The organism is Arthrobacter sp. GAS37, from assembly GCF_044908325.1.
GTDB classification, from domain to species: domain Bacteria; phylum Actinomycetota; class Actinomycetes; order Actinomycetales; family Micrococcaceae; genus Arthrobacter; species Arthrobacter ramosus.
The window spans coordinates 118742-131817 of record NZ_JBIYDB010000007.1; the positions used below are offsets into that span (position 1 = coordinate 118742).

At 61.9% G+C, this 13076-nt stretch carries 13 protein-coding genes; 7 read left to right on the forward strand and 6 right to left on the reverse strand.

Going from position 1 to position 13076, the window contains the following annotated elements; all coding sequences use genetic code 11:
• Positions 1 to 248: 248 nt before the first annotated feature.
• Positions 249 to 497, reverse strand: coding sequence for a hypothetical protein (locus ABH924_RS08670; protein WP_404498066.1), 249 nt, complete (start codon positions 495 to 497; stop codon positions 249 to 251).
• A gap of 218 nt (positions 498 to 715) precedes the next feature.
• Between ABH924_RS08670 and ABH924_RS08675 the strand changes: the two genes are divergently transcribed.
• The 7 genes from ABH924_RS08675 to dmpG all read left to right on the forward strand — a co-directional run bounded on the left by ABH924_RS08675 (position 716) and on the right by dmpG (position 7905).
• Positions 716 to 1414 (forward strand): IclR family transcriptional regulator, encoded by a 699-nt coding sequence (locus tag ABH924_RS08675; RefSeq protein WP_404498067.1) that lies wholly within the window; start codon positions 716 to 718, stop codon positions 1412 to 1414.
• Between the two features lie 149 nt (positions 1415 to 1563).
• Positions 1564 to 2433, forward strand: a complete 870-nt coding sequence (locus ABH924_RS08680) for an alpha/beta fold hydrolase (protein WP_404498068.1) — start codon at positions 1564 to 1566, stop codon at positions 2431 to 2433.
• Positions 2434 to 2485: 52 nt separating this feature from the next.
• Positions 2486 to 4201: a bifunctional 3-(3-hydroxy-phenyl)propionate/3-hydroxycinnamic acid hydroxylase gene (locus tag ABH924_RS08685; RefSeq protein WP_404498069.1), complete on the forward strand. Its 1716-nt coding sequence runs from the start codon at positions 2486 to 2488 to the stop codon at positions 4199 to 4201.
• Positions 4170 to 5108: a 3-carboxyethylcatechol 2,3-dioxygenase gene (locus ABH924_RS08690; RefSeq protein ID WP_404498070.1), complete on the forward strand. Its 939-nt coding sequence runs from the start codon at positions 4170 to 4172 to the stop codon at positions 5106 to 5108. Before ABH924_RS08685 ends, ABH924_RS08690 begins: the two co-directional genes overlap by 32 nt.
• Positions 5108 to 5923 carry a 2-keto-4-pentenoate hydratase gene (locus ABH924_RS08695; RefSeq protein WP_404498071.1) on the forward strand — a complete coding sequence of 272 codons (816 nt, stop codon included), beginning with the start codon at positions 5108 to 5110 and terminating at the stop codon, positions 5921 to 5923. The genes ABH924_RS08690 and ABH924_RS08695 overlap by 1 nt, the downstream gene beginning before the upstream one ends.
• A 9-nt stretch (positions 5924 to 5932) precedes the next feature.
• Entirely contained in the window at positions 5933 to 6871 is a 939-nt protein-coding gene (locus ABH924_RS08700; RefSeq protein WP_404498072.1) for an acetaldehyde dehydrogenase (acetylating), read from the forward strand.
• A gap of 2 nt (positions 6872 to 6873) precedes the next feature.
• Entirely contained in the window at positions 6874 to 7905 is a 1032-nt protein-coding gene (gene dmpG / locus ABH924_RS08705) for a 4-hydroxy-2-oxovalerate aldolase (protein WP_404498073.1), read from the forward strand.
• A gap of 556 nt (positions 7906 to 8461) precedes the next feature.
• Here dmpG and ABH924_RS08710 read toward each other — a convergent pair.
• From ABH924_RS08710 to ABH924_RS08730, 5 genes are all read right to left on the reverse strand, one after another.
• Positions 8462 to 9496 carry a DUF4192 family protein gene (locus ABH924_RS08710; protein ID WP_404498074.1) on the reverse strand — a complete coding sequence of 345 codons (1035 nt, stop codon included), beginning with the start codon at positions 9494 to 9496 and terminating at the stop codon, positions 8462 to 8464.
• 318 nt (positions 9497 to 9814) lie between these two features.
• Complete coding sequence (locus tag ABH924_RS08715; protein WP_404498075.1) at positions 9815 to 10819, reverse strand: hypothetical protein; 1005 nt, start codon at positions 10817 to 10819, stop codon at positions 9815 to 9817.
• Positions 10819 to 11304 carry a hypothetical protein gene (locus ABH924_RS08720; RefSeq protein ID WP_404498076.1) on the reverse strand — a complete coding sequence of 162 codons (486 nt, stop codon included), beginning with the start codon at positions 11302 to 11304 and terminating at the stop codon, positions 10819 to 10821. Before ABH924_RS08720 ends, ABH924_RS08715 begins: the two co-directional genes overlap by 1 nt.
• A complete protein-coding gene (locus tag ABH924_RS08725; RefSeq protein ID WP_404498077.1) occupies positions 11291 to 12184 on the reverse strand; it encodes an oxygenase MpaB family protein in 894 nt (297 codons plus the stop codon). Before ABH924_RS08725 ends, ABH924_RS08720 begins: the two co-directional genes overlap by 14 nt.
• Before the next feature lie 133 nt (positions 12185 to 12317).
• A complete protein-coding gene (locus ABH924_RS08730; protein WP_404498078.1) occupies positions 12318 to 12818 on the reverse strand; it encodes an SRPBCC family protein in 501 nt (166 codons plus the stop codon).
• Positions 12819 to 13076: the final 258 nt, after the last annotated feature.

Below are 13076 nucleotides of genomic sequence, written 5' to 3' on the forward strand. Positions count from 1 at the left end.
GAGGTCTCCCACGGCGACGGCCTGAGCGGCGGCAGTCTGATTCACGGACCCGGCAGCCACACCGACTGGGGGCGGCTCAAGGTTGCTGCGGCCAACCCGCACCGAGGCCGACGTCTCGTGCGACCCCATCCTCACCGCCCGCGAGCTCGTTATGGAGGTCTCAGGCTTCTTGATGATGAGTCACCTCGCCGAGCCCGCCGCCGTCGCCCCGCAGCCAAAGCTGATGGAGTCCTCGGCGCGCGCTGTGTCTACGTCGTCGACTCGGGCGGACGCCTGACCATGGACGGAATTCCTGCGTGAATGCGGGCCCTCCTCGACGTGCTCGATCCGCTACTGAGCTTGCGTGCAAGCTCACAGGAACCGTCCTTGGCGGTGCCGACCGCATGATGGTCGTCGAGGAGCGCGTCAGCCGCGTCGACGCCTTGCTCGCCGGGCTCGGCACCGGTGCCGGCGATGAATGCGGCGGCGCCGTGGCAGCGGCGAGGTCTCGTCGGCATGATTCGAATGACAGTCGACCCTGTCGGTCGGTGCCGTCGCCGTCTGCTTGGATCTGACCGCTGGTCGGATCGATGTCACCGTCTGTGACGGCATCTAGCTGGCAACTGGCCGGACCGTTGTGCGTTTATCGCACACACGTGAGTACTATAAGATTAATACGTGACTGGTGTCATGGGAAATGGTCAATTTTGCCCAGTCAGATCACTAGGATGGTGTTGTGGCTACAGATCAGGCGACGGCATCTCGGACTGCCGGATCGCAGACTCTTGCTCGCGGGTTGGCGGCTCTGAAGGCGGTTGTGACCGCGCGCGACGGGTTGTCGGTCAATGACGTAGCCGAAGTTTTAGGTGTACACCGCACTATTGCCTACCGCATCCTCAACACCCTCAGCGACGCCAAACTTATTCACCGCAGCGACGATAACCGTTACCGAGGCGCGGCCGGGCTACTTCAGCTCACCTCGGCTGCACACGAAGCCCTTCGGGCCGCGGCCCTTCCGGTACTGCACGATGTCGCCAATGAGCTGAGATCCACCATGTCCCTCCTTGTCAGGGAGGGTGCGGACGCGGTGGCTCTGGCGGTGGTGGAGCCGCGAGGGCCTTCTTACCATGTCTCGTTCGCCCAGGGAAGCCGGCATCCCCTCAACCGCGGCGCCGCCGGACTTGCGATTCGGGCAAGCCGGCCGCCGTCCCCGATGGAGCCCGAAGATGTTCGGTCTGCCAGGATCAACGGCTTTGCCATTACTTTCGGCGAAGTCGAACCGAACATGTACGGCCTCGCCGCGCCGATCAAGGGCCCTGAGTCGGACGTCGCCGCTTGCATAAACCTCATCACTACCCGCAAGGAAGTCGCGGAGGGTGCCGTCAACGCCATCATCGCAGCGGCAGAGCGTATCTCCGGCCTGCTTTCCGCCTAACTGTTTAGCGCTGCAGCGCGGTATTGGATGACCCAACATCGCGCACCCTTGACACTTCTCGCTCTGGCGTGTTGTGATTTGTGCCATCACTCGTGCAAATAACGATAAAATGAGTGCGATAAATGCACATAAGAAGGAGTTTCTAACTAATGAAAGATCGCCCTTACACCAGCGTCTGGTCCGATCTTGCTCAGGTTGAGTTCAGTCAGGGCTTCATCCAGGCGGGTTCGTACCGCACCCGCTACCTTCACGCCGGCGACTCCTCCAAGCCGACGCTGATCGCGATGCACGGCATAACCGGGCACGCCGAGGCTTATGTCCGGAACCTTAAGGCTCTCTCGGAGCACTTCGACGTCTGGGCGATCGACTTCATCGGCCATGGCTACAGTTCCAAGCCGGAGCACCCGTTGGAGATAAGGCACTACATCGAGCAACTGCTGGGGTTCATGGACGCCATCGGAGTTGAGAAAACTTACCTGACTGGGGAGTCCTTGGGCGGCTGGGTCACCGCCCAGTTTGCCATTGACTACCCGGAGAAGGTGGAGCGGATCCTGTTGAACACTATGGGCGGAACGATGGCCAACCCGGTGGTGATGGCGCGTCTGTTCACGTTGTCCATGGAAGCTGCCAAGGATCCGTCCTGGGAGCGGGTCAGGACACGGCTCGAGTGGCTCATGGCCGATCCTTCGATGGTCACGGACGACCTCATCCGTACCCGCCAAGCAATCTTCCAGCAGCCGGGCTGGCTCCAGGCCTGTGAGGACAACATGGCTCTGCAGGACCCGGAAACGCGGAAGCGGAACATGCTGACGGATCAGGCGCTGGCCCAGATCAAGGCACCGGCACTGGTGCTCTGGACTACCAAGGATCCTTCCGGTCCCGTGGACGAGGGCCGCCGCATCGCCGGGCTCATTCCCCACGGTGAACTCGCGGTGATGGAGAACTGCGGTCACTGGCCCCAGTACGAGGACCCGGAAACTTTCAACCGCATCTTCCTCGACTTCATGCTCGCCCGCTAGGCACGGCCGCGTCCCTTGCAAATTTCAGACTTACACAGAACAGAGAACCACGATGGAGTTTGACACCGACGTACTGGTGATCGGCGCGGGCCCAGTCGGCCTGATGCTGACCAACCTTTTGGGCACCTACGGTCAGAATGTGACCCTGGTTGAGGCGCTGCCCGAGCTCATCGACTACCCTCGCGGTGTCGGAATTGACGACGAGTCCCTGCGTTCGATCCAGACCGCCGGGCTCACAGACACCGTTCTGCCGCACACCACGCCTCAGCACATCATGCGGCTGGTCAACGGCAAGGGCAGAGTCCTCACCCACAACGCACCGACCACCGATGAATTTGGCTGGCCTCGCAAGAACGCCTTTATCCAGCCCCTGGTAGATCAGGCGATGTTGGAGGGTCTGTCCCGGCACGCTACGGTGAACGTGAGGTTCAACCACGAAGTTCTCTCGCTGCGGGAAACGGACAACGGCGTCCTGGCTACGATTAACGTCAAAGACGCCGACGGCAAGACAGGGCTGAAGCAGATCCACGCCAAGTACGTGGTCGGCTGCGAAGGCGGACGCTCCGCCACCCGGCTCTGGATGGGCGTGCTGTTCGACGGCAAGTCCCCCTCAACCCGCTGGCTTGTAGTAGACGTTAACAACGATCCGCTCGGCACTCCCAATGTCTTCCTTGGCGCGGACCCGAAACGCCCCTACGTCTCCATCGGACTGCCGCACGCCATCCGCCGCTGGGAATTCATGCTGTTTGACGGCGAGACGGACGACATGGTGACCGATCCCGAGTTCGTGAACAACCTCCTAGCCACCCACGTACCCGATCCGGCCAGCTTGGACTTCATCCGCCGCCGCGTCTACACACACCACGCCCGCATCGCCAGCTCCTTCCGCCGGGGCAAGGTCCTGATCGCCGGCGACGCGGCCCACCTCATGCCCGTCTGGATGGGCCAGGGTTGGAACTCCGGAGTCCGGGACGCCACCAATCTGGCCTGGAAGCTCGCCACTATCCTCCGCGGCCAGGCCGCCGATGACTTACTGGACACCTACGACGTCGAACGCCGGGACCACGCGAAGGCGATGGTCGACCTATCCCTCACCCTGGGCAACGTCATCAAAGTGACTAACCCCGCGATCGTGGCATCTAGGGACGCCATCGCGGCCGGCCTGAACCTGTTCCCTCAGGTGAAGTCCTACTTCGCCGACATGAAGTTCAAGCCCATGCCGCGCTACACTCGCGGCGTCGTGGTCGATCCCACCAGCCACAAGCCGGGCTCGGCCCTCGCCAAGCTCACTGGCAAACTGATTCCGACGCTCACCGCGAACACCCAGGTCTCACCGGTCGGCGTCCAATTCCCGCAACCGCGAGTCACCACCAAGACGCAGGCCAACGTCTTGCTGGACAACATCACCGGGAAATGGTGGACCGTCCTGGTCTGGGGGAACAACCCCAGGGACGTGTTCTCCGACACCGATCTCCTCAAGCTCGACGAACTCGGCGCCCAGCTGGTCTGCCTGGTTCCCGAAACCCAGCGGCTCTGGTGTGAGGATCGCTACCCGGCAGAGGTCATCATTGCCGGTGACACAACTGGCCGGCTGAAGAAATGGTTCGACGAGCGCCCCACACCGGTGGTGTTTGTCCGTCCGGACCGCTTCGTCGCAGGAGCCTGCCTGGCCCAAGACGCCCCGAAAACCCTCGCCGCCATCCTGGCGGCCATGTCGTTCAAGGAAGGAGTAAGCAATGACGCTCGCACTCGTCTGCATGTCGCATAGCCCCCTGCTGGAGGTTACCGACCCACCGGAGGAAATTCAGAAGGACGTGGATGCCGCCTTCGCCGTCGCCCGCGAGTTTGTGGAGGACTTCAACCCCGACCTCGTGGTCTCTTTTGCACCGGACCACTACAACGGCTTCTTCTACGAGCTCATGCCTCCGTTCTGCATCGGCTACGAGGCCGTGGGTGTCGGTGATTACGGCAGCGAGGAAGGCCCGCTGAACGTCCCCACCGACATTGCCAAGGACCTGGCACAAGCCGTCATCGACGCCGACCTTGACGCCGCGATCTCGCTCAAAATGGAGATTGACCACGGCGCGGTGCAGCCGCTGGAGGTGCTGTTCGGCTCCATCGCCGCGAAACCGGTGATCCCGATCTTCGTCAACTCCGTCGCACCGCCTTTCGCATCCATGCGTCGCGTGCGCCAGCTCGGTACCGCCGTCGGCAATTACTTGAAGACCCTGGACAAGAAGGTTCTCCTGATCGGCTCCGGCGGGCTCTCCCACGACCCGCCTGTACCCCAGATCGCCACCGCGACCCCGGAACAAAGGGCCATGCTGCTCAACGGCCGTCACCCCACGGCCGCAGCCCGCAATGCCCGGCAACAGCGCGTAATCGACACGGCCGCAGCCTTCGCCAAGGGAGAGGCCAACATCATGGACCTCAACCCCGAATGGGACCGAGAGTTCCTGTCCATCATCGTCTCCGGCGACCTGGAAAAACTGGACACCTGGACCGCAGCGGAGATGGCGGCAACGGCCGGCAACTCCGCCCATGAGGTCCGAAACTGGGTAGCAGCCTACAACGCGCTGCGCGCCGCCGGAGAGTACGCGGTCACCTCAAAATACTACCGCCCGATCCCCCAGTTCATCGCAGGCTTCGGCGTAACGACTGCGGTGGCGAAATAATGACCGCGCAGACACAGCCCTCCCGCACCGACGCCATGGACCAGTTTGCCGCCGAGCTGTTGGAAGCTGCCACTTCCTTGATCCCCGTAGCTCCGTTGCGGCACCGGTTCGAAGGCATGACCCTGGCTGATTCTTACTACGTCCAGACGGCCCAGCTTGAGCATCACGTCGCAGCGGGACGGGTACTGGCCGGCCGGAAGGTCGGACTGACGTCGCTGGCCATGCAGCAGCAGCTGGGCGTGGACTCACCGGACTTCGGCTACTTCTTCGAGGACATGGTCCACCATGACGGCGCCCGGATCCCGGTGTCCCAGTTCATTCAGCCCAAAGTGGAACCCGAGTTCGGTTTCGTCCTAAAGGAAACGCTCCAGGGCCCCGGGGTCACGTTGGAGCAGGCAGCTGCGGCCATTGGCGCCATTTACCCGGCCATCGAAATCATTGACTCCCGCATCTCGGACTGGGACATCAAACTCGTGGACACGGTGGCGGACAACGCATCATGCGGCGCAGTCGCCGTCGGGACCCTTCCTCTTGCCCTGAATCATGCTGACCCGGTGTCCCTGCTGGACATCGAATGTTCGCTGGTGATTGACGGCCAGATTCTTGGAAGAGGAACCGGCGCTGACGTCATGGGACATCCGATCGCCCCGCTTGCATGGTTAGCGAACGTTCTCGGGGAACAGGGTGTGGCGCTGGAAGCCGGACAGCTGATTCTCCCCGGTTCCTTCACCAAAGCTGAGCCGGTCGCAGCAGGAACAACAGCCACGGCAGACTTCGGTCCGGTGGGCCTGCTCACTATTCACTTCACAGACTAAGGAAACACCATGGCGAAGAAAACAGCCGCGATCGTCGGTTCGGGCAACATCGGCACCGACCTGATGTTCAAAATCATGCGACGCAGCAAGAGCGTTGAAGTCAAGTACATGATCGGTGTCGATCCGGCCTCCGACGGACTTGCCCGGGCCGCAAGGCTCGGCGTCACCACCTCCGCCGAAGGGGTCGACTGGCTCCTTGCCCAGGAGGAACTCCCTGACTTCGTTTTCGAATGCACGTCCGCCAAAGCTCACGAAGCGAACTCCCCCAAGTACAAGGCCGCCGGGATCCATGCGATCGACCTGACGCCTGCCGCCGTCGGGCCCTATCTTTGCCCGGTGGTGAACCTTGATTCGCTGCAGGACGTCCTGAACCTCAACATGATCACCTGCGCTGGCCAGGCGACCACCCCGATCGTCGCCGCCATCTCTTCCGTGGTCCCTGTGGATTACGCAGAGATCGTCGCGTCCATCGCCTCCAAATCCGCTGGCCCGGGAACACGCGCCAATGTGGACGAGTTCACCGAGACCACGGCGAAGGCGCTGGAGGAGGTTGGAGGAGCCAAACGCGGCAAGGCGATCATTATTATCAACCCGGTCGAACCGCCCATGATTATGCGCAACACGATCTACGCCGCGATCCCCGCCGCAGCAGCTGAACCCGGGGAACTGCAGAACAGCATCGTGGCCGCGATCGATGCTGCCGTCGCCAAGATCCAGGACTACGTTCCCGGGTACGCGCTGCGGGTGGAGCCGCAGTTCGATTCCGCTCGCGAGGACTGGAACGGAAACGGCCGAGTTGGCGTCTGGGTCCAGGTCAAGGGGGCCGCGGACTACCTACCCGAATACGCGGGAAACTTAGATATCATCACCGCCGCAGCGACCCGGACAGCGGACCTGCTGTCCGAACGCATGGATGCCGCCATTTCTTCAACACCCGTAGGAGCATGATCATGACCTCGTCTCACGACCTCAGCGTGCGCCTGACCGACACCACCCTGCGCGACGGCTCACACGCCATGAGCCACAAGTTCACCGAAGAACACGTGCGCTCTGTGGTCCGCGCCCTCGACGATGCCAAAGTGGAAGTCATCGAAGTCACGCACGGCGACGGACTAGGCGGCTCCAGCTTCAACTACGGCTTCTCCCTGACTCCGGAGCTGGACCTCGTCCGGGCCGCCGTAGACGAGGCAAAGAACGCCAAGATTGCCGTACTAATGCTGCCCGGTCTGGGAACCATTCACGACCTGAACCAAGCCCACGACGCCGGGGCGTCTGTGGCCCGCATCGCCACGCACTGCACAGAGGCCGACGTCTCCATCCAGCACTTCCAGCACGCCCGCAAGCTCGGCATGGAAACCGTGGGATTCCTGATGCTTTCCCACCGGGCCACCCCGGAAAAGCTCGCAGAGCAGGCGCGGATCATGGCCGATGCCGGGTGCCAGTGCGTCTACGTCGTGGACTCCGCCGGGGCCCTGATTCTGGACGACGTCTCCGACCGCGTTTCGGCCCTCGTCACTGAACTCGGCGGCGAGGCGCAGGTTGGCTTCCACGGTCATCAGAACCTCAGCTTCGGCGTCGCCAACTCGGTCTACGCAGCACGCGCCGGAGCCAAGCAAATCGACGGCACCCTCCTCGCCCTCGGAGCGGGAGCGGGAAACTCCCCAACCGAAGTGCTAGCTGCCGCATTTGAACGACTTGGCATTAAGACGGGTGTCGACGTCCACGGCGTCATGGCGGCCGCAGAGGACATCGTCAAGCCAATCATTAGGCGCATGCCCATCATGGACCGTGCGTCAATCATGCAGGGCTACGCCGGCGTTTACTCCTCATTCCTGATCCACGCCGAACGTGCCGCTGAGCGCTACGGTGTGCCAGCCTGGCAGATCCTCGAAGAAATCGGCAAAGCCGGTTACGTCGGGGGACAGGAAGACATGATCGTCGACGTCGCCGTGCAACTCGCCTCTGGTGCACGGGTCGCCTGACCCAACACCGCACATGCCGACGGGTCTGCTCTGCACGCAACGAGAAAGCGCAGACCGATCAAGGCCCCCACTCAGAGCGCTGAGGCTGAAGACTCGCTGAATGCTAGCCAGGGCCTCAAGACTATGACTACTCATTTGAGCCGGTAGGAGATACCAGTGCCTGTAAGTCCCTTGCTCCCAAATGTCGACAGCCACATAGGGACTCCCGGAATGCCGGGGCGAGACACTATGCCCGCGGCCGCTTGGTCGACCGCTGAAGACTACCCCCAAAAGGACGAGCTGCAGGCAGCTCCTTGGCTTGGACTCCACTATGCGAACGAATTCAGTTAATGCGAGGACCGCGACACGAGCCAAACAACTGGGCAAGGATGGGAGTATCTCGGGCCACGCTGTGCCGTCGAATCCAGGAACTCGAGACCGGCAATAGGGCAAATTGCCAAATTGCGGCCGTGGGCGTCCGACCCGGAACGTCGCCGTCGTTGTGACAACTCAGCGAGACTGGTTGGTGTCGCAACCGGTCAATTTAGCACAGGCGGAAGTTCTCGCAGGTGTTTCGTCAATCCGACGTTCCGAGCCCGCGCGTCCGGTACGCCGTGCCTTTGTCCATGTTCCATCCGGCTAGCACCCCGTAGCCGATGAGTTGGTCGCTGAGTTTGGCCAGACGGTAGGCGGGGTCTGCTTCCAGGGCGAGCTGCAGGAACTGGTGGGCTTTGCTGCCGCGGCCTTCCCACCAGTTGATGTAGCCGATAGCGGTGAGGAGAGGCGCTGCGTGTTTGGTGGTGCTGTGGGTGTAGGCGTGGAGCAGTATTTGCTGGGCCCATTCGACGCGGGTCCATTGCGGCTTGCCGGGAGTTTGGGCCAGAAGGATTTGTTCCATCGGGCCGTCGACGCCGGGGATGTCCGCCATGAGCTGGTCGCGGATGGCTGCGAACTGGAAGTTCGCGATCAAAGCGATGGTCTGATCGTCCGTCGGGTACGTTTTGGCCTCGAGGATCCCAGCCCAGAGCGTTCGCGCCTTTTCGATCGCACTGTGGTCATGACACTGCCCGATTGATTTGACGCGATCCTCGACGGCATCAAACGTCGCCTCCTTCTTTGACGGCGGCAAAGTGATCCGGCCGGTTCGTGCGACCGAGCTTCCGCGGTAGACGAGTTCGGCGTTGATTTCGCTGGAGTCGACCATCGACAGGGGCAGCGCGCAGTTGAGGTTGGGATCGTCGTCGTAGGGTGAGACGGTCTCATCGCCGACAAGGAGACCGTCCCGGATGGTGATGTGTCGCTCGGCTAGTGCTCCCGTGAGGGCGGCGATGACTGAAGCATACGGTTTGTCCTGGCCGGCTCTCGGAGCGGTCGAGGTGTAGACGGCAAACAGGGCGCTGGTGGCATTCGTGTCGTTCGCCAGGTAGCCGGCGACCGTTTGCGCGTAGGCGAGCTCGCCGCCGTCGTGCTTGGGGAGGTCCACTCGGAGGGTCACGCCGATGTTGTTGGTGTCCAGACTAATGCACACGAGGCTTTCCTGCGGCCAGAAGCCCAGGGTGTGGCCGATGAAACTGAGGACATCGGCAGGCGTTTTGATGGTGAGCGTTTCCATGGTCTTTCTCCCTCAGGGGTGGCGTCGGCAGTGGGCGTTAGGTTTCGGCGTCGTTCTGATAGAGGATTTTCTGCTGGGCATGACGGACCGGAGTGCAACTTGGGGAACCGGGAACGATCCAAAAGTTCGCGAGGAAATAAGCGGAGCGCCGAGCGAAGTTTTGGATTGAGTCCGGCGCAAAGCGCCCTGGTTGCGCGGAGGACCCGCCCAGCGATGATCGAGCATCAGAATGACAAACAGCGAAGGTTCTTCTGCCTCTTCATGGCTGGGTCGGGGCAGCGCAGCATGACGCTCCAGCCTCGTGACACACGAAGGGACCTATCGTGTGAGCCGTGCGCCGGAGCGTCTCTCAAGGGCGAGTTCGGCGCGTTCAACGACGGAGCGGTCGTGCGGGTCGAGGCGCACGTCGGTCGCGCTGCCGGCCATTTCACAGTCGCGGATTTCGACCAGGCGGCGATGGAGCTGTGTTTCGGCGTGCCGGCTGAGGGCAATGAGCGCGCTGGCCCGTCGCTTCTCCAGGATCAGGTCGTGGTGGGTGAAAGCCACGCGGTTCCAGATCGGCCTGATTTCCAGGAGCAGGAGCCGGACATGGAGTAGGAAGTTGCCGTGTTTGAGGTGGCCTGCGAGCCGGGGGAGAAGCAGCCCCAGGCTCACAAGCAGAACCGCGAACGTTTCGCCCACCCAATAGAGGAATGTCAGGACGGCCGCAGATAGGCTGGCAGCGCCGTCGATTTTTGTCACGACTCCGTAGACCAGGCGGTCGATGAGGACCAGAGCAAAGAGGATGCATCCGATGGCGATGAGGACGAAGGCAGACCGGAATGTGCGCGCCCGCATGCTTGGCACATTGTCATGGCACACCTGTGCGATATCGAGGCAGATCCACATGATGAACGCGGACCCGCTCCACAGGAACACTGCCATCCCCGGTTGGTCGCCGTAGCTCAAGGGTAGGTTGGGATCCGTAACGGGGGTGTGGCTGGTGAGGAATCCTGTCGTCACAGCCGAGCATGCGATTACCGCAGCCCACCGGCCGAAGGCGAGTTGCCGACGTCGTACTTCAATGTCTTCAACTGCCGCCAGCAGGATGGCCGTGCGGAATTGCCAAAATCCCAGGAGCAGAGACAAAAGAGTGGCCAGACCGACGTGGTTCCGGCCGCCGAGCAATGGATCGACGCCGTAGTACACCGCCGGGATGTACAGGGTGCAGGCGATTGCAGCGAGAATGGTCGCGCGGAAGACGCTTCCGCGGTGTGGATCGAGCGCTGCGGGCAGCCGAAGGATGGTCAATACCCAGAGAGTGGCTGCCGGCACGTACTCCATCAGCCGAACACTTTGCGGAACGCCAACGGCTCTGGTGGTGTACCGGCGTCGCTGTTGATGATGCGTGTCGCGAGCTGATCGGCGAGGGCTTCTGCGGCGAGCTCCGCCTCGTCGGTGTAGCTGCTGCGGGCGAGGGCGCGGAGCACCTGTTCGCCGTCGAGGTCGGGGAGGAGGCTTTTGCCCATTTCGCTGCTTTGGCCATCAAGATCGTGGTCGAGGATCATGTGGCTGAATTCGTGGAGGATGATCTGTTGCCGGTGCCAGTCTGATTTGGTCGGTGCGTGGAGGACGATGTCTCGGTCCGCGCAGACAAGCCAGATCCCGCAGAGCTCTTCACCAGCTAATTCGGGAAGCTCTGCCACCGTGATGGTTCTGCCGCGTTTTCGCTCCAGTTTCTCGTGGATGAGCTGAAGCGTGGCGTCGTTGGGCAAGCTGAACGCGTGCTCTGCTTTCCGCGCTATTCTGCGGGCTTCACGATAGTTCATTGCCGGACGGGACAGGGGAGGACGGAACGTTGACAGGACCGATCTGGTCCAGGGAATACCCGCCGGGGTACAGGATCGAGCCAGCGTGACCGGGGGTGAAATGTGGTTTGGTTTTCAGCGGACGACGGCGGTGGATCGCGTTGCGTGCGGCGAGTCCGGTTTTGAGGGCGGTCCGGGAGATCCGTCCCGCTCGAGGGAGGCCCAGCGCGTCGGTGAGGCGGTCATCGTCGAGCATTGTGCTGATGAGCTGTTTCGCCAGGGGGCGCAGGGGCGCTGGTAGTCGGGCCTGGAAAACTTGGACCGTGTTATCCATGAGGAGCTGGCCTTCGGCCGACGGAGCGACGTGGGTGGCCTCGTAATGGTCGAAGAAATCCTCGGCTTCCGCGTAGGTGGCCGGCATGCCGGTCATCTTCATTCGGGTGCCCAGTTCCATGAAGAAGCGTGAAGCAGCCGCGAGCTCGGCTGTTGTGGGTTGGCGCCAGGCCTGTTTCTGGATCCAGCGGATCGGTACGACGAGCAGCGTAAGGAGGACGTAAAGGAAGTCGTCCTTGTCGCCGGGGACGTTGCGGTGCACGCGGTTGAGGAGTGCGACCATTTCCCGGCCGCGGGCACTGTCCAAGCCGCAGGCGATGAGCTCGTAGATGACGATGGCGGTGTCATAAGAGCGCTTCATGGGGCGCTGCTGGATTTCGGCGTTGACGTGGAGGGTCGCGGCGATGCTCGGGATCCCGAAATTGCGGTAGTAAGAGAGGAAGAACCCAAGTTCCATGTCCGCTGCGAGGTCGAAGAGAGCCGTCTGCCGAAACGTTGCCTCCCAGTCATTGGGGGAGGCGGCTTCTTGGTGTCGGAGGCTCGCGGCGAGGGTGGTGTTGATGTTCATGGTGTCCCCGTTCGCCGTGCCTTGAATCTGCGGTCGAAATTGGGGCTCCAGCTCCCCAGCTTGGCCGACCTATTCCATGGTAGAACTGTTGTTTTCGTGTGGCTAGTTAACATGTAGACGGGTCTACTTCTTTTTAATGGGTGTCGTATGCCAGTGCTCTGACCAAGCCTCTTTCTCCCTGGCGCATCATGAGGGTGTGGGCGGCTGTGAAGGCCGGGGCCGCGATCGGGGTGAGGAGCTTCATCCATCGCTGGGTGGGACGGACGCGCCATTCGATGTCTATGCGCGTTGTTTGGTCTTTCGCTTCGGGGCTGAGGGTGACGCGCCCGGTGCCCTCCAGATGGCCGCCAGCGTCGAACTCAATTTCTTGCGGCGTGACTACCGTTGTTGGGTGGATGCTGACTGTCAAGATGTAACCAAGGGACGCCTTGAAGTTAAGGAAGGCGGTTGTTGCCTTGAGGACGTCCTCCTGCGAGTTGCTTCTAGGCTGAGTGCGGACAAGCGGCGCCGCGAAGCTGCAGTGCGGCCACCACCGGGGCCAACTCATGTCGATGTCCGCGATGATCGCCCACACTTCTTCTGGCGTGGCAGCGAGGTGCCAGGTGGAACTGAGGTCGAAGATGCGAGGGGTCATAAGTCTATTTTGGCAGCGCCTCGTTGATGAACGGTCAATTGGTCACGGAATTGTCTTGATGGAGAAGTGCTTTGAGTCGACACCACTTCAACCCGCCGCACCGGCGTCCGACGGTGACTCGAACAACTGCGTGGACGACGACAGCGCTCTCTCTTGTGGCAGATGCTTACGGTATTGGCCGTAGCGCATCATTTTCCGCAATGATGTCGGCTTCCTCAAGAACCAAGGCGGAACCGATGAGACGATTCCGATCGAAGC